Below are 15,738 nucleotides of genomic sequence, written 5' to 3'. Positions count from 1 at the left end.
CGCTGATGATGTCATCATAGTCGCTGCTTATGACACTTATTAACCATACGCCAATACGCTCAAGCTGCAATGTTAGCTACAAAAAAGTCACCGCAATAAGACATCCCAATCTGATGACTTTGATTTGCTCAGTTTACTTACAAATTACGTAACTTCTTTTGTAGGCGTTTTTGCTGCCAGCGCGCCATCCAATTGCCGAGCAAGAATAGATTTATCGCTCTTAAACCTAATGGGATACCTAATCCCAGCACAACCCACCAGGCCCACATATAGCTTGGAGAGGTAAACCAGTTAATCACGAATAATATTGAGCACAGGATCACCGCCCGCAGTAATTGGCGCAAAAAAGACATTTCATTTTCAACGGCCTCACGCGCATCCACTACGCGCTGGTCAACCGCTTCGCCAGAAGTTTCTGGTGGTTGACTGGTATCGGGAGAGTAGAGTTCGCTGACTTTCAATTCCATCACCGCGGCAATAGCACTCAAGGTTTCAAGGCTAGCTTGCTCACCATTCTCTATACGCTGAATAGTGCGGACGTTAAGGCTGCAAAGCTCGGCTAATTGCTCTTGTGACCAGGCCCGTGCCTGGCGTAATTCACGAATACGATAAAGATTCATAATGAATGCTCCTGGGTTTGACGAGATATCTACAAACCTAAATACCAGCGCTCAACACTGCCACGACAGTAACCAGACAATGACATGACATCTTCCCGACACTGGCTGGCCGCCTTGATTCAGCCTGATTGTCAGAGAATAGCCCAGCTAATTTAACTGAAATCTTTATTCATCCCTGAGGTATTTATCACAATGACTTGTTATCTACATTGACAACGTAGCGCACGATTAATATCTTGAGTGATAGTCAAACTCCAATTTAAATAATTAAATGGAGTTTTATGATTGTTAGCATTCACCCAATATAGCGATTAATTAATGAGGAACATTTTGATGACTCAGATATACCACCAATATAAGAAAAAATTGAGTACAAAAGTCATCCTATTGAGCGCGCTGACTCTTTGCATCACGTTCTCGCTACCTTACGCCAATGCCGAACGCTATCCGGATGTACCTGTTGCCTTTAAGTATGGGACGGGCGATCGGGTTGATAACCATTTATATGTTGGCTTAGGTAGCGCCGGTCAATCGTGGTATCGCCTTGATACGGATAAAGCCAGCAGTGGTTGGCAGAAAATAGCTGACTTCCCAGGGCAGCCTCGTGAACAGGCTGTCACTGTAGCATTAAGCGGTAAGCTGTATGTTTTTGGTGGCGTGGGTAAAAATAGCGCCAGTGACACGCAGGTACGTGCGCTGGATGATGTGTATCAATATGATCCACAAACTAATCAGTGGCAACGGTTGGCAACGCGAGCGCCGCGCGGCTTGGTGGGTACCGCCGCAACCACATTGAATGGCACTCAGGCGTTGCTGCTGGGGGGCGTCAATAAAGCTATTTTCGACGGCTACTTCACGGATCTGGCCGCTGCGGGCGGCAATGAAACCCAGAAAAATGCAGTTGTTAATGCGTATTTTGACCAGGCTCCGGCAGACTATTTCTATAACCGCGATGTGCTGATGTATGACCCAGCTAAAAATCAGTGGAAAAGTGGCGGGCAAGTACCATTTTTAGGTACGGCTGGGTCAGCTATCACCGCTAAAAAGGGTGATTTGATATTAATAAATGGTGAAATTAAACCCGGATTACGCACGGCAGCGGTATGGCAGGGCAAAACGCAGGGCACAGAGCTGAAATGGCAACAGCGACCAGATTTGATCGGCGCTGAAAAAGGCGCGGTGCAAGAAGGGCTGGCAGGGGCTTTTGCGGGTGTGAGCCATGATGTGGTACTGGTAGGCGGTGGGGCCAATTTCCCCGGTTCATGGCAACAATTCAATGCGGGGCAGTTATATGCCCATCAAGGGCTAAAAAAGCAGTGGCAACAGCCCATTTATGCGCTGGTGGATAATCAATGGCAGGTGGCAGGCAAATTACCTCAGCCGCTGGCTTACGGCGTATCCATTCAAGATAAAGATAAAGTGATTTTGCTGGGAGGAGAAACAAGCGACGGTGTTGCAACCTCAGCAGTGACTCAGCTCTCCTGGCAAGGTGGCAAGCTGCATCTTGAATAAATAGACTGAAATGATAACGCTCTGTATTAAGCTGTTAGGCATAATATAAGAGCGTTATGGCACAATGCGTCTCGTTTTACCTCGCGTTTTCAGCGGCATTTTGGTTTAACACCCAGCCGGCTGCGCGCAGCAATAACCGCACCGTGATCGTAATAAACCTTATTCCCCACGAATATCGGCCGAGGAATAAGGTCTGGCGCTAACTAACCATCTTGCGGCAAGGGCTTACCATCACTCCCCAGTTTCGGCAATATTTTACGGCGTTGTAATAAAGCGTTGAGCAAAATGGCACCAAAAGTCGCGGTGCCGATGCCCCCGAGGGTAAAGTTACCCAAGGTTAGCGCGAAGTTCCCCGCGCCTAATACCAGTGTGACGGCCACCATAATCAGGTTACCGTTATCACTTAGATCCACTTTGTTTTGTACCCAAATACGCGCGCCAGCTACTGCAATCAAACCGAAAACCACGATTGAGGCACCGCCCAATACCGGCCCCGGAATAGTGTGGATCAGTGCGCCAAATTTGGGTGAAAAACCCAGTAAAATGGCGACCAGTGCCGCGGCGACAAAAACCAAAGTAGAATAGATTTTAGTTACTGCCATGACGCCGATATTCTCGGCATAGGTCGTGACACCGGTACCGCCCACCGAGCCGGACAGCATCGTTGCCAACCCATCGCCCACAAAAGCCCGCCCCATATACGGATCCAGATTTTGTCCGGTCATTCCTGCCACGGCTTTTATATGCCCAAGGTTTTCTGCCACTAAAATCACGGCCACGGGAGCGATAAGCAACATGGCATGAGCATCAAATACTGGCGTGGTAAACTGTGGCCAGCCAAACCAGGCGGCCTGACTGATGGGGCCGAAATCAACTGGTGTTCCCCAACCCAAAATAGTGGTGACAACCCAATAAATGACATAAGACAAAATCAGACCAACCAGAATCAGCAGGCGCTGAATCATTCCTTTAGTAAATACGGCTACCACACCGATACATAAAATAGTGACTACCGCCATCCAGCTGTTAAAAGATGAGCCGGAAACACTATTCACGGCAATCGGTGCCAGATTTAGGCCAATGGCCATCACCACCGCGCCAGTGACCACCGGCGGCATTAAGCGCTCGATCCAGCGGGTGCCGATGCTCATCACGATAAAACCAATCAAGGTGTAAATCGCCCCACAGGCAATAATGCCGCCCAGGGCTAAAGCGATATTGGGATTAGGGCCGCTGCCGGTATAGCCAGTGACGGCAATGACCAAACCGACAAATGCTGCACTGGAGCCAAGATAACTGGGCACCCGCCCCCCCACAATCAGGAAGAACAGTAGGGTGCCGATGCCGGACATCAAAATCGCCAGATTGGCGTCAAACCCCATCAACAGCGGCATCAGCACGGTAGCACCAAACATGGCCACCGCATGTTGTAACCCCATAATCAATGTTGCGCCGACGGGGAGACGCTCATCAGGAGCAATAATGGCTCCATCCAGATTACCACTGCGTTTACGCCATGTTGGAAACCAGTTATTCGCCATAATGTACTCCGTGAGTCACTGAGAAATATCAATAAATTACCGCAGAGAAATCCATCAATTCGTTTTTGAATCAGCGGCTCTGGCGCATTAACGGGTGATAGCAGCGGTCAAAATAGGCCAGACCATGTTGGTCATCGTTATGAATAACGGCGGCAGCCTGACAAAACAGAATGTCATGAGTGCCGACAGAAATAACTTGTGTGATATGGCAGTCAAAAGAGGCAACAGCACCACTGAGCACCGGGCAACCGGTGACCAGAGTTGACCAACGGGCAGCAGAGAAGCGCATTTCCATCGGCGTTTTGCCGCCAAACAAGTTTGACAGTGACTCATGCTCGGCACATAAGGTATTGACGCACAACGTCTGATTTTGCTGAAACACCGAATAGACTGACGCTGAGCGATTGAGGCACACCAGCAGGGTTGGCGGGGTATCGGTCACACTGCATACCGCCGATGCGGTAAATCCGGCGCGGCCAGCCGGGCCATCAGTGGTGATAATATTCACCGCCGAGCCGAGTCGCGCCATAGCATCACGGAAATCCTGCTTATCCACGGCGACACTGCGTAATGCTGACGATGCAGGTAAAGAATCTGTTGGTAAGGATTGTGTTTGCATAGACCACCTCAGGATTAAGAATCAGTTCAACCGAAAAAACAGCCTAAAAATCAGAGCACCTGACACGCCTCGTCGAACGCCAAACGCGGTGCGCGTTCATACAATTTATTGATATCCCCATAACCAATATTCACTAGCAAATTGGACTTCCAGCCTTTTTCTGCCAAAAAAATCTCATCAACCTGTGCATTGTTAAAACCTGACATCGGGCCGGTATCCAACCCCAAGGCCCGACAGGCAATAATCAGATATGCCGCTTGTAAGCTGCTGTTACGAAAAGCGGTTTCAGTGGCTAACTCTGGGCTGGAAGTGAACCAAGAGCGGGCATCACCCTGTGGAAACAGCTTGGGTAATGCATCATAAAAAACCGGGTCATAGGCGACGATGGCAGTGACCGGTGCTTGCAGAGTTTTTGCCAGATTGCCACTGGACAGTGCCGGTTTAAGCCGCTCTTTGGCCTCAGATGAGCAAATAAAGACAAAACGCGCCGGGCAGCAGTTGGCTGAAGTCGGCCCCATGCGCGCCAGGTGATAAGCTTGTTTGAGCAGAGCATCTTCGACCGGTTTATCCAACCAACCATTGTGGGTACGGGCTTCGGTAAATAAAGTTGCCAATGCATCTGGGGTTAATATTTGTGCCATAACGATTCCCTTTAAAGATGAATAGCTGATGTATTGGATTGATTTAGCGCCAGTTCGCACTTGGCGATGCCCGTGTCCATCAGCAAGTAACTGAGTAATATGCCGTTAAATTGCTCACTGTTAGTCACACTCATGGCGTGGCCGCCGTAACTCATCTGTGCCCACTCGCCGTCCGGCAATAACTCGGCTAAAGCTTGCGAACAAGGGTATGGCACTAACAGATCATCGGTGGCACACAAGGCCAGTGTTGGGGTAGTGATGTGGGGTAATACCGAGCGGAAATCAGCATTCATCAGCGCGTTCAGGCGGCGTAATAAGTTTTCCATGCCCTGAAAATGAGCAATTTGCTGTACCTCTTCCTGTTCAAGCAGCAAGGTATTGCGTGATAGCCAATCTGCTGGATAGAGAAACAACGGCTGGGCGCGAACATAAGCGGCTACACCACTGTTGAGCAGTAAATCTTGCCGCACATGGAAGCAACGCCGTGTTTGGCTATCAAGCACCGGCCAGCTGTTGATAGCCACCAGCCGCTCTACACACTGAGGATGCGACAATGCCAGTTGCAAACCTATCATTCCGCCCAATGCGTGACCGACAAAGTGATAGCGCTCAATATGTTGGCTGGCTAATAAGTCCGCCAATTCGTCCGCCATATCAGCCAACGTGTAGCCCGAGGGGATCACACCAGCACTGCGCCCAGTGCCATATTGATCGTAAGTTATCACTCGAAAGTGCTGACCCAACGCACTCAACTGGGGCTGCCAAAAGCGGCCACTGCCGCCCAGTCCCGCAGACAAAACCACTGTTTTAGCGGCTGGCGAATTCTGACCGGTTATCTCGAAATACATAGCTACGCCTCCGTTATCTGCTGCTTGCCAGGTTAGCGTGGCAGATGCGCTACTGACGCGATTTCAATCAGGGCATCGGGTTTGACCAAACCGCATTGAATACAAAAGCGGGCCGGTTTATCACCGGGGAAATATTCGGCGTAAACCTGATTAATGGCGGCGTAATGCTGCCAGTCAGTAAGAAAAATAGAGTTAAAAGTGATGTCATCCAGCGAACCACCCGCAGTCTCAATCACACTTTTAATTGTTTCCAACACATGGCGGGTTTGCCCCGCAGCATCACCTATATGCACCACATTATTCTGCTTATCAAAAGCCAAGGTGCCGGACACGTACACCACGCCATCGGCAAGGGTGCCGGGCGAAAAAGGGGCGAGGGGAGTACCACTGCCCGGAGGGGTAATAATGGTCTTAGGCATCATATGCTCCAGTTATCTGAGTGTTGGGGGCGGCAATAAAATGCATTTATCATGCCGACTGGCTGAGTTGCGCCGATGGCGCAATGCAGTTGCAGAATGTCTCCACATCAGATACCCAACCAAAGAAGGTTTCGATGTTATAAAGTGCCGCTTTTTGGGCAAAATCCGGCCCTGCCTGATGGGTTGCATCCTCCAGTACCACCCCGAAGTACTCAAAGAAGAAGCCGTCGCGCAGTGTCGACTCGACACAGACATTGGTGGCGATGCCGGTAAAAATCAGGTGATGAATCCCTTTGGCGCGCAGAATGCTGTCGAGTTGGGTATTGAAAAATCCACTGTAACGCGGCTTGGCGATCACGATATCGCCCGCTTGTGGTTGCAATTCATCCACTAACGCATAGTCCCAATCACCTTTTGCCAGCAGTTTGCCCATCAGTTCCGGTTGTTTACGCATGGTCTTCAGAGCATTGGATTTATGCCAGTTTGGCGAGCCTTCCCCGCCCGCTTCAACGTATTGTGGATCCCAACCATTCTGGAAAAAAATCACCTGAATACCGGCGGCCCGCGCGGCAGTGATCGCGCGTTTGATATTGGTGATAATCGGAGCGGTGGCTGAAACATCAAATCCAGCCAGGTCGAGATACCCCCCCTCTGAGGCATAGGCGTTTTGCATATCAACCACAATCAAGGCGCTAGCCGAGGTAGGGAAGGCGATGGGTTCTGGTCGCGCATTTAGAATCACTTCGTTGCTGCTAATACCGGGGTTGCGGCGAACTGGCTGTTGAGGGGCGACAGACGGTTTGGTTTCAATCGATTGACGGCTTTCAACCATTTTCATTAGGCCACCTCGCGTGCGGCGGGTGGCAGGGTGTCAACGATATCGGCGCGGCTGTTCATCAATGGCTGGATATGTTGACCGAAATTTTCAATGCCAGAGAGGAAGTCATCAAATGTCAGCAAAATGCCCTCGGTTCCCGGCACCGTGGCAATGTCATCCATCATCTTTGCCACATTGGCATAAGAGCCAACCAACGTACCCATATTGATATTCACGGCAGAGGTCGGGTCAGCCATTTGGCGCACATTGGTATCTGCACCCGATTGGGTATCTTTACCACTTTGTTCGGTTAGCCAGGCCAGTGCTTCGGTGTCGGCTCCGGTTTTGTAACTTTCCCATTTGGCGCGGGCCAGTTCGTCGGTTTCGTCGGCGATTATCATAAATAATACATAGCTACTGACCTCGCGCCCGGCCTGTTCTGCCGCCTTTTGCAGGCGAGCGGCGGTCGGGGCAAAGGCAGTCGGGGTATTCACACCCTTGCCGAAACAGAAGTTGTAATCTGCATATTTGGCCGAAAAAGCCATACCAGCATCACTTTGTGCCGCGCAGATTAATTTGATTGGAGTTTGCGGTTGCGGGCTGACCCGGCAATCATCCATTTGGAAGAACTCACCGTTAAAATCAGATTGCCCGGTGCCCCAAAGGTCTTGCAATACTTCCACATATTCAGAGAGATAGTCATAGCGACGACTGAAATATTCATCTCCCGGCCACAATCCCATCTGCTCATATTCTGGTTTTTGCCACCCGGTCACCACATTCAGGCCAAAACGGCCATTGGAGATAGAGTCAATGGTGGAAGCCATGCGCGCGACTATGGCTGGAGGGAGGGTTAAGGTTGCTGCTGTGGCATAAATCTTAATGCGAGAGGTGACCGCAGCCAGCCCGGCCATCAGGGTGAAAGACTCCAGATTATGATCCCAAAACTCGGTTTTGCCGCCAAATCCGCGCAGTTTTATCATCGATAAGGCGAAATCGAACTGATAGTGTTCAGCTTGTTGCACAATAGCTTTATTTAACTCAAAGCTCGGCATGTACTGCGGTGCATTGCTGGAAATTAACCAACCGTTGTTGCCGATAGGAATAAATACGCCAATTTTCATTTGAGCACCTCTGCATTGTGAGTGGAACTATCTGTACGTCTGCATCAGTACCTAAGCAAAGCTAATGCCAGTTTTTGTAAAACCTGTTTAATCAATACGTTGCTAGATTTCAGTAAATAAAATGTTGAGCAAATGGTCAAAAATGGACTGTTTGGTAAAATAATTGTGCACAAAAAACAGGCGAGTCTGCCCAGTCACGGTGCAGTCGTTCACTAGAAAGAGGTATTCGAGGACGGGATCGGTATGTTATAGGTAGCTTGTTATTTTCAGTTTCATCAATATCCTGCTTTATCAATATTAATTAAGGGACTATCAGTGAAGCTAGCTACCAGCGATACACCAGCACTTGAGATAAAACCTTCTCGCCGCAGCAAAGCTGGGGCCGCGAAACGGCAACTCATCATGACTGCCGCCCTTGAGCTGTTTTCGCTTTATGGTATTCACGGCACCAGCCTGGATCAGGTCGCTGAGCGGGCTGATGTCTCAAAAACCAATCTGTTGTATTACTTCCCCTCGAAAGAGGCGCTGTATATCGCGGTGCTAAAAGACATTCTGGCCATCTGGCTCGCACCACTCAAAGCATTACAGGCAGATCAGCAGCCAATCGACGCTATTCGGCACTATATTGCCCTTAAACTAGCGGTATCTCGCGACCATCCACAAGCATCACGCCTGTTTTGTCTGGAGATGATCCAAGGCGCGCCATTGCTTAAGCAAGAGCTGGCCGGGGAGTTGAAAACCCTGTTCGATGACAAGGTCTTGATTATTCGCCGTTGGATGGATGATGGCCTGATAGCCAAGGTTGAGCCACAACATTTCATTTTCATGTTATGGGCGACAACCCAGCATTACGCCGATTTTAGTGCCCAGATTGAGGCTATTAGCGGCAAAAGTCTCAGCGATAAAGAATTCTTCCAACAGACAGTAGAGAGTGTACAACAGCTGGTGATTGGCGGCATTGCCCGCCGAGATGGCGAAGAATAGCCATTGAGTGAGAAGAGAAAAGGGCGTCAGAAGCGTTCTGACGCCGGATAACAAGTATTAGTTCAGACTGCTGACAAACCTCGACAACCCAATCTTGCAAGGTGAAGGCAGGTAGAAGAGTAAAGCGTCCGCGCCAGGGAGGGCGCGGGTCGAGCCATCAGGGACGCTTGTTTTAACAAAAGAAGTACGGCGTCTTTACGATCTGCCTGTTTTCACCGTTACGGGCACTTTGTCATTAACCTCTATTAGTTATTATTACTGTCGAACAGACGTGTTCTGCGTTTTTTCAAGATAATGTAACCGATGGTCAGAATGACAAACCACAATGGCGTCACCATCAGCGCCTGGCGGGTATCACTTTCCAACGTCAACAGAACCAATACAAAGGCGAAGAACGCCATACACACCCAAGACATGAAAATCCCAGCTGGCATTTTGTAAATCGACTTCTTATGTAGTGCCGGGCGTCTTTTGCGATACACCAGATACGAGCAAAGGATAATCGTCCAGACGAACATAAACAGAATCGCCGATACGGTGGTGACCAAAGTAAAGACGGTCATGACATTCGGGATAAGGTAAATCAGCACCACGCCGCCCAACAGACAAATACAAGAGAATGTCAGGCCGGATGCGGGAACTGAACGGCGTGATAACTTACCAAATTGTTTTGGCGCATCACCTTCTTTTGCCAAACCGAACAACATGCGGCTGGTGGAGAACACGCCGCTGTTGGCGGAGGAGGCGGCGGAGGTCAATACCACAAAGTTGATTACACTGGCCGCGGCAGGTAAACCGACCAGAACGAATAACTCAACAAATGGGCTTTTATCAGCAACCACGGAGCTCCAGGGGGTCACGGACATAATCATAATCAATGAGAAGACATAGAACATGATGATGCGGATCGGAATGGAGTTAATCGCGCGCGGTAATACCACCTCAGGGTCTTTGGTTTCAGCCGCGGTAGTCCCCACTAATTCAATACCGACGAAGGCAAAAACGGCAATCTGGAAACCAGCAAAGAAGCCGCTGATTCCTTTCGGGAACATGCCACCATCATTCCATAAATGAGTAAATGAGGCCGTCGTGCCGGATGGGGATTGATAGCTCATTAACACCATAGTCAGACCGGCAAAGATTAACGCCACGATTGCCACAATTTTGATCATGGCGAACCAGAACTCCATCTCACCGAACATTTTTACTGTTGCCAGATTCAGAGATAACAGCAGTAAAACCACTAACAATGAGGCAACCCATTGCGAAAAGCCGGGGAACCAGAATTGCGCATAGGCAGTGATGGCGACGACATCGGCGATGCCGGTGATGACCCAACAAAACCAGTAAGTCCAGCCAGTGAAAAATCCGGCCCAAGGGCCAAGTAAGTCAGCGGCAAAATCACTGAATGATTTGTACTTCAGATTCGAGAGTAGCAACTCTCCCATTGCTCGCATCACGAAGAACAACATAAAGCCGATTATCATATAAACGAAGATGATCGACGGCCCGGCCAGGCTGATGGTTTTACCCGAACCCATAAACAAGCCAGTACCTATGGCACCGCCAATAGCAATCAACTGAATATGGCGGTTGGAGAGACTTCGTTGAAGGTGCTCTTCAGGTTCCGGCAAAGGCTCTGCCACTATCTTGGATTGGTCTACCATCTTTCCCATTCCCTCTTCCTGTATTTATTGGTGAAGTTGTTGAGCTCTATGTTGGCTCTTTGGTCTTACCCTGTCTGTCTTTGGCTTTTTTGCATGCTTTAAATACAATTTTTGAATTATTTAATATCTTCGCAACAATAATTACACAATACGCCTCGTTTTCCAGTGTTTATATTTCACACACTGAATTTTGTTAAGTTCATCACAGCGCATGGAATTACAACATGAAGTTACATAACTAACAATAATCGTAACTACCAGATGGATAATTAATCCACAGCGATGAATATCACCCAGTATAAAAAGAAAAATCCGATGAAGTGTTTGACAGCTAAGGCCAACAGGAGAATAATTATCCCCGTTGGGTCGTTAGCTCAGTTGGTAGAGCAGTTGACTCTTAATCAATTGGTCGCAGGTTCGAACCCTGCACGACCCACCAACAAACCCAGAAATATCAATGAATTACAAATCCCTCATTTAAACTTCCCAAAAGTAGTGGCGCCAAAATGGCGACAGAAATCTGTGGCGATAGTGATATTTTGACGCTAAAAAACCCGCGAGTTCGCAGGTTATTTTTTAGCCAAATAATATAATTAGAAATTGAGCATTGATTGCCCTTGAGCCGTTGAATGTGGCGGAACTTTATTAATAACACCCGGAGTCATAATAGAGCGAATAAATGTTTCCATTGTAATAAAGGTGTGTCCGCAATTAATATTGGTACACTGATTATATCTCTCTTTAGTTTCGGCAGATATTTCACGACTGGATCGAGTATGTGCTGTGCAACGGCAAATAGGGCATCGCATCATAATAAACACCTCAACGTTCATTTGAGCTTATTGACTATTTTAAATTATTCAAATGAATAAACAATCTGTTTATATTCAATAAGTTATCTATCAATGGCTCCATGGTTTATATCTGATAGTAGAACTTCAAGTTCGAGGTTTGTCGTATAACCACTATTATTGAGCGAATGAATAACTTTAGTAATTATCCACGGCTGGTTATCGATCACTGACTTAAATCCCTTCACTTTGACAGGGGTTTCCGGGTATAGCTCGGGTCTGCCAATGGCCAAAGTAATAGAAAACTCCGCCACACCACGTTGTAATTTATCCCATTTTGCCTGAGCAGCGCGTATGGCTTGCGCTTTGCCGGCATAAGTTGTCGTCAGGGTAAACGTGTTATCCGCTTCGCCCACCATATATTCACCCTCGCGCGTTTCCTACTCTTTAGTGGTTTTTTTCTTCGCTTCCGGTTTCGCTTTGGGGGGTTGTAAGCCCTTAAATGCTGTTCTTTGGGTTTGCGCTGGGGCTTCACTTTTTGCTTTTGCGGCTTTGGGGCCTCCAGCGCACGATAACAGTGACGGGTTTCGACTGGTCAGCAATAGCCTGTAATGCTACGCCCAATGTGCCTTTTTTACCGGCTTTTGCGATGGCGTTTGTGCATTGGTAATTAACACTGGCTCATTGAGTGGAAATGTTACCGCATCAGCATCGCTGGTCGTGCAGACCATACCGACAATTGCGGTTGAGACAGTAGAAATGACATGGGTGCCGTCGTTGATTTCGATGACCTGTATGCCGTGGTGATAGTCACTCATCCGTTTAACTCCGTGGTTAAGAGATGAGTGTTATTGTCCGGTTGGTTTTAAGAAAGGCTATTTATTTGAATTGGTTAAGGTCTGGCACAACAGCAGGCAGTGACACAATTATCAGGCATGCAAAGTCGAAGCCGCACTTATCCGGAAAATAGTTTTATGCGTGGGCCATCTACCCATATTACCTAAAAATATTTTCAAACATATATCTGTCATCGGTAATATGCGATTCTGGACATAAAAATACGAACTCTACCGTTGTTTTCGCGGTGAGTTGATGGGCAGTATTGGGATAAATACAAAATACAGAACCTTTGCTAAATTTATCCTCTCGGTGATTTTTTAAAATACCCTCTATAACATCTGCTGTCCAAATAGAACCCTCCCCCGAAAGGATAATATACCATTCTTCACCCTCAGTATGACTATGGCAGCCAACATACTTCCCTTGATCAATTATTGTACCATAGGCCTGTAAACCCTTTTTCTTAAACATTTCTATAATTGATATACCCACTACGTGGTCTTCTTTTATTTTATTACCACCAAAATTTGAAAAAATTATCATGCCAAACATCCTTTTTATTAGCAGAGTAAAAAAATGACCTGGACAGCTGATGGTAACCGCTATTTAATAATTAAACAATCACGACTTAAAGATGAAAACAAGATGAATGATTACTTGTTTAATTAATGATTTAAATATAATTACGACACTAAAAGGTGAGTAAGTAAATATCTATACGACTCACTCAAGTTATTAATACATTTTTGGAAACTCAGTTCTGAGTCTTGGGGGGAAGATAATCAATCAAAGTTTATTTATGCAAATAATAAATACAAAACCTTATTGACATTACAAAAATTTTTGCGTTGAAGGACGATTTGACGGAGAACTCCCAGCGCCTACCGCTGAATTTCAAACAGATTTTCAACAGCATGACCGCAAAGTAGAACTATTGCAAGACCGTATAACATCAATTGGAATACATGCTTTTGACGGGCGATTTTTTGTTATTATGAAGATGTATTCAATTTAAGCCAGTGTTCGTGTCGTGTTGTCGTGACGGCATTGCCCACACTTTTTATGCTCTTCAGTTAGAATATTTTATAAGACCTAAATAAATATACATCCCGACTTAATAAACCATTCTGGGATATAGCGATTAAAGCCTTCGGCTTTACAGTACTCCTTAAAAGCGTTTAGCGAATTTACTTTCGCCTTTTCGTATATCAATTGCAATTTATTTGTTATTGTGCGGTGAGAAAGGTTTAGTCTTGTCGCTATTTCTTTAGCATTGAGCGACTGTAATAAGTAAAATATCACTTCAAGTTCTTTTTTAGTGAAACTATTGGTAGGGGGCTTTGTTATCAGAACAGGGGGTATTTCCTTATTAAATAAGTCATATAGAGAAATAAAATTGAATTTTGTTACATGAAATATTGTACCGATACATTTTTTTTCGTTATCAAACAGAGGGTATTTTTCGCAAAGGGTATGTTCCTTGCCCCATAGGCAAGTCTGAATCATAGCCACACGTTTCTTAGCTGTTTCAACTTCCCGATCTTGCCTTTGTAAATCCGATGCAAATTAGGCCCACTGAGCAGGACACTCATTGTCTAATCGGCCTTCAATACTAAAATTAATGGGTAATTGGCTAAATTTTAGGGTGGCTTTGTTTGCATACATAAAGCGAGATTCGCAATCTTTTACACCCCACGGTTCTTCATTGTTTTCCATAAATGATAATAGTGAGCCGAAAGATCCAGCATCAATTCCCTTAAAATCCATTATATTTTTGTGATTAATATTGTTCACGATTTTTAGCTCCTTTTAAGTTATACAACTTCTATGGGGATGGAAATTTTAACTCAATAGATATAACAACGCTGTAATATAAAATCATGTTTTTTTATCTATAATACAGATTATCCAATAAACAGCACTGGCAATGATTAATGAATTGAATGACGGAATACCATAATCAATATTCATACCTCCGATAGTTCCTACAACACAAGCCACGATAGCCTTCCAGCCAATTAGCGGTGTTGATTTAGGCAATGTCTGTGTCTGGCGAGAGGCATCAAGCAATTGGCGGTTGGTACGTAACACATAGTAGTCTACCAGCATGACACCTGATATTGGCGGAAATACAACACCGAGTAGTGTGAGAAAATCGGTAAACTTATCTAAAATCCCTGCCATTGATAAGATGGTGCCAACGATACCGAGTAAAACCGTCAGCCAAGTTCGACTCCACCTGTTACCCGTTATTCCATGTACCACGTTTGTAAGGGCTAGCGATGAAGAATATAAACAAACGTCATTTATCTTGATGGTAGCAAGAATAACGGTGAGCAACCCGATCCATCCCGATGTTTGGATCATAATTGTTACCACATCGTCAGTGTCAAGCGCATGCGCAATCAATATGGCGATACCGTTGATAATAAATTCACCCACCAAGATGCAGATCATTGTCATCCAGAATACATGCCGACTATTTTTACAATAGCGGCTAATATCTGGTGTCATTAATGCACCGACAATATATCCCCCAGCAACCATCGTAGCACCAGCAGCAATAGTAATAGGCTTTCCAGTAGGGATGACGACAGCCAGATCAGCAATATTATGTCCTGCTAGCAGATTTAACGAAATCCAAAAAATAGCCAGAAAAAAGAGCGGTACGGCTAGTTTTGCTGTCAAGCTCAACGCTTTGAATCCGAATGCAACCAGTATTGTAAATCCTATCCCTGAGATAGCGGCAGCCCAACTAAAACTGATCAAATTTCCCAACATGTGATTCAAACTCTCTGCAAAAACTGCATTTAATATGCCGAACCACCCAAGAAGACTAATCGCTATACCACAACCGATAATAATCGAACCGATACGACCAAAACCACACCAACGAGCCAGTAGACTGATTGATAACCCCTCCCGCGCACCTGCAATACCGAGTCCGAGGCTGACAAATTGAAGTAGTAAACTCCCTAAAAAGGTTGCCAGCATCGCTTGGTTAAATGTCATTGCATGCCCTAATGTTGCACCTAACATAAATTGGGCTAATGTAGTTATTGCCCCCACTCTGACCAAAGTCACTGAAATAAAACTTGATTTGGCAGATGCAGGTAAGCGACTCACAGAATAATCGTCACCGAGAAGGTGGAGTCCATTCATTTATTCTTCTCCTTATATTTTATTAATATATATAATATTTTTATGGATATTCCGTGTTCTATTTTTAAATAAAAATATTGCCACAAGATCACAGAATAAGTAACGTGCCAAAGCTTAAAATGCAAGTTATATTTCACCCATTAAGATCTAATA

16 protein-coding genes, 1 tRNA gene and 2 pseudogenes are annotated in these 15,738 nt (G+C 46.2%); 3 read left to right on the top strand and 16 right to left on the bottom strand.

What is annotated here, in order from left to right:
- Nucleotides 1-137 precede the first annotated feature (137 nt).
- Nucleotides 138-620: a helix-turn-helix domain-containing protein gene (locus FGL26_RS05545; protein ID WP_005170005.1), complete on the bottom strand. Its 483-nt coding sequence runs from the start codon at nucleotides 618-620 to the stop codon at nucleotides 138-140.
- Nucleotides 621-953: 333 nt separating this feature from the next.
- Between FGL26_RS05545 and FGL26_RS05540 the strand changes: the two genes are divergently transcribed.
- Nucleotides 954-2,132 (top strand): N-acetylneuraminate epimerase, encoded by a 1,179-nt coding sequence (locus tag FGL26_RS05540; protein WP_005170002.1) that lies wholly within the window; start codon nucleotides 954-956, stop codon nucleotides 2,130-2,132.
- A 203-nt stretch (nucleotides 2,133-2,335) separates the two neighbouring features.
- On the opposite strand, the gene rutG is transcribed toward FGL26_RS05540, so the two are convergent.
- The 7 genes from rutG to rutA form a co-directional block, all read right to left on the bottom strand.
- On the bottom strand, nucleotides 2,336-3,673 hold the full coding sequence (gene rutG, locus FGL26_RS05530) for a pyrimidine utilization transport protein G (RefSeq protein WP_005169999.1): 1,338 nt from the start codon (nucleotides 3,671-3,673) through the stop codon (nucleotides 2,336-2,338).
- 70 nt (nucleotides 3,674-3,743) lie between these two features.
- Nucleotides 3,744-4,292, bottom strand: coding sequence for an NADH-dependent FMN reductase RutF (gene rutF, locus FGL26_RS05525; RefSeq protein WP_011816246.1), 549 nt, complete (start codon nucleotides 4,290-4,292; stop codon nucleotides 3,744-3,746).
- 50 nt (nucleotides 4,293-4,342) lie between these two features.
- Nucleotides 4,343-4,933, bottom strand: coding sequence for a malonic semialdehyde reductase (locus FGL26_RS05520; protein WP_005169993.1), 591 nt, complete (start codon nucleotides 4,931-4,933; stop codon nucleotides 4,343-4,345).
- An 11-nt stretch (nucleotides 4,934-4,944) separates the two neighbouring features.
- Nucleotides 4,945-5,781 carry a pyrimidine utilization protein D gene (gene rutD, locus FGL26_RS05515; protein ID WP_005169992.1) on the bottom strand — a complete coding sequence of 279 codons (837 nt, stop codon included), beginning with the start codon at nucleotides 5,779-5,781 and terminating at the stop codon, nucleotides 4,945-4,947.
- A 32-nt stretch (nucleotides 5,782-5,813) separates the two neighbouring features.
- Complete coding sequence (gene rutC, locus FGL26_RS05510) at nucleotides 5,814-6,200, bottom strand: pyrimidine utilization protein C (protein ID WP_005169991.1); 387 nt, start codon at nucleotides 6,198-6,200, stop codon at nucleotides 5,814-5,816.
- Nucleotides 6,201-6,249: 49 nt separating this feature from the next.
- Nucleotides 6,250-7,038 carry a pyrimidine utilization protein B gene (gene rutB / locus FGL26_RS05505; protein WP_005169990.1) on the bottom strand — a complete coding sequence of 263 codons (789 nt, stop codon included), beginning with the start codon at nucleotides 7,036-7,038 and terminating at the stop codon, nucleotides 6,250-6,252.
- Nucleotides 7,038-8,141: a pyrimidine utilization protein A gene (gene rutA / locus FGL26_RS05500; RefSeq protein WP_005169989.1), complete on the bottom strand. Its 1,104-nt coding sequence runs from the start codon at nucleotides 8,139-8,141 to the stop codon at nucleotides 7,038-7,040. Before rutA ends, rutB begins: the two co-directional genes overlap by 1 nt.
- A 315-nt stretch (nucleotides 8,142-8,456) precedes the next feature.
- On the opposite strand from rutA, the gene rutR reads away from it, so the two are divergent.
- On the top strand, nucleotides 8,457-9,125 hold the full coding sequence (rutR, locus tag FGL26_RS05495) for an HTH-type transcriptional regulator RutR (RefSeq protein ID WP_005169988.1): 669 nt from the start codon (nucleotides 8,457-8,459) through the stop codon (nucleotides 9,123-9,125).
- Between the two features lie 245 nt (nucleotides 9,126-9,370).
- Here rutR and cycA read toward each other — a convergent pair whose 3' ends face one another.
- Nucleotides 9,371-10,792 (bottom strand): D-serine/D-alanine/glycine transporter, encoded by a 1,422-nt coding sequence (gene cycA / locus FGL26_RS05490; protein ID WP_174531811.1) that lies wholly within the window; start codon nucleotides 10,790-10,792, stop codon nucleotides 9,371-9,373.
- 363 nt (nucleotides 10,793-11,155) lie between these two features.
- Between cycA and FGL26_RS05485 the strand changes: the two genes are divergently transcribed.
- Nucleotides 11,156-11,231 (top strand) — tRNA-Lys (locus FGL26_RS05485).
- Between the two features lie 154 nt (nucleotides 11,232-11,385).
- Here FGL26_RS05485 and FGL26_RS05480 read toward each other — a convergent pair.
- From FGL26_RS05480 to FGL26_RS05450, 7 genes and pseudogenes are all read right to left on the bottom strand, one after another.
- The gene (locus FGL26_RS05480; protein ID WP_005169985.1) at nucleotides 11,386-11,604 is read right to left on the bottom strand and encodes an ogr/Delta-like zinc finger family protein; all 219 of its coding nucleotides are present in this window, start codon (nucleotides 11,602-11,604) and stop codon (nucleotides 11,386-11,388) included.
- An 83-nt stretch (nucleotides 11,605-11,687) separates the two neighbouring features.
- Nucleotides 11,688-12,139, bottom strand: a pseudogene (locus FGL26_RS05475) (phage late control D family protein); the annotation flags it as partial.
- A gap of 8 nt (nucleotides 12,140-12,147) precedes the next feature.
- Nucleotides 12,148-12,401: pseudogene (locus FGL26_RS05470) on the bottom strand (hypothetical protein); the annotation flags it as partial.
- Between the two features lie 178 nt (nucleotides 12,402-12,579).
- On the bottom strand, nucleotides 12,580-12,966 hold the full coding sequence (locus FGL26_RS05465) for a cupin domain-containing protein (protein ID WP_005169975.1): 387 nt from the start codon (nucleotides 12,964-12,966) through the stop codon (nucleotides 12,580-12,582).
- Between the two features lie 549 nt (nucleotides 12,967-13,515).
- Nucleotides 13,516-13,929, bottom strand: a complete 414-nt coding sequence (locus tag FGL26_RS21910; RefSeq protein ID WP_227746644.1) for a helix-turn-helix transcriptional regulator — start codon at nucleotides 13,927-13,929, stop codon at nucleotides 13,516-13,518.
- A gap of 60 nt (nucleotides 13,930-13,989) precedes the next feature.
- The gene (locus FGL26_RS21905; protein ID WP_227746635.1) at nucleotides 13,990-14,217 is read right to left on the bottom strand and encodes a hypothetical protein; all 228 of its coding nucleotides are present in this window, start codon (nucleotides 14,215-14,217) and stop codon (nucleotides 13,990-13,992) included.
- An 84-nt stretch (nucleotides 14,218-14,301) separates the two neighbouring features.
- Nucleotides 14,302-15,585, bottom strand: coding sequence for a cytosine permease (locus tag FGL26_RS05450; protein ID WP_032908416.1), 1,284 nt, complete (start codon nucleotides 15,583-15,585; stop codon nucleotides 14,302-14,304).
- Nucleotides 15,586-15,738 lie beyond the last annotated feature (153 nt).

This window comes from Yersinia enterocolitica subsp. enterocolitica, from assembly GCF_901472495.1.
Lineage (GTDB): Bacteria > Pseudomonadota > Gammaproteobacteria > Enterobacterales > Enterobacteriaceae > Yersinia > Yersinia enterocolitica.
The sequence above is the reverse complement of the archived record's forward strand: the minus strand, read 5'-3'. Positions and strand labels throughout refer to the sequence as shown.

Bases quoted from the DNA above. Each gene is read 5' to 3' on its own strand.
- rutD (WP_005169992.1), bottom strand. From the start codon at position 5,781: ATGTATTTCGAGATAACCGGTCAGAATTCGCCAGCCGCTAAAACAGTG.
- FGL26_RS05450 (WP_032908416.1), bottom strand. From the start codon at position 15,585: ATGAATGGACTCCACCTTCTCGGTGACGATTATTCTGTGAGTCGCTTA.
- rutA (WP_005169989.1), bottom strand. From the start codon at position 8,141: ATGAAAATTGGCGTATTTATTCCTATCGGCAACAACGGTTGGTTAATT.
- rutF (WP_011816246.1), bottom strand. From the start codon at position 4,292: ATGCAAACACAATCCTTACCAACAGATTCTTTACCTGCATCGTCAGCA.
- rutB (WP_005169990.1), bottom strand. From the start codon at position 7,038: ATGAAAATGGTTGAAAGCCGTCAATCGATTGAAACCAAACCGTCTGTC.
- FGL26_RS05545 (WP_005170005.1), bottom strand. From the start codon at position 620: ATGAATCTTTATCGTATTCGTGAATTACGCCAGGCACGGGCCTGGTCA.
- FGL26_RS05540 (WP_005170002.1), top strand. From the start codon at position 954: ATGACTCAGATATACCACCAATATAAGAAAAAATTGAGTACAAAAGTC.
- cycA (WP_174531811.1), bottom strand. From the start codon at position 10,792: ATGGTAGACCAATCCAAGATAGTGGCAGAGCCTTTGCCGGAACCTGAA.
- rutC (WP_005169991.1), bottom strand. From the start codon at position 6,200: ATGCCTAAGACCATTATTACCCCTCCGGGCAGTGGTACTCCCCTCGCC.
- FGL26_RS05480 (WP_005169985.1), bottom strand. From the start codon at position 11,604: ATGATGCGATGCCCTATTTGCCGTTGCACAGCACATACTCGATCCAGT.
- FGL26_RS05465 (WP_005169975.1), bottom strand. From the start codon at position 12,966: ATGATAATTTTTTCAAATTTTGGTGGTAATAAAATAAAAGAAGACCAC.
- FGL26_RS21910 (WP_227746644.1), bottom strand. From the start codon at position 13,929: ATGATTCAGACTTGCCTATGGGGCAAGGAACATACCCTTTGCGAAAAA.
- rutG (WP_005169999.1), bottom strand. From the start codon at position 3,673: ATGGCGAATAACTGGTTTCCAACATGGCGTAAACGCAGTGGTAATCTG.
- FGL26_RS05520 (WP_005169993.1), bottom strand. From the start codon at position 4,933: ATGGCACAAATATTAACCCCAGATGCATTGGCAACTTTATTTACCGAA.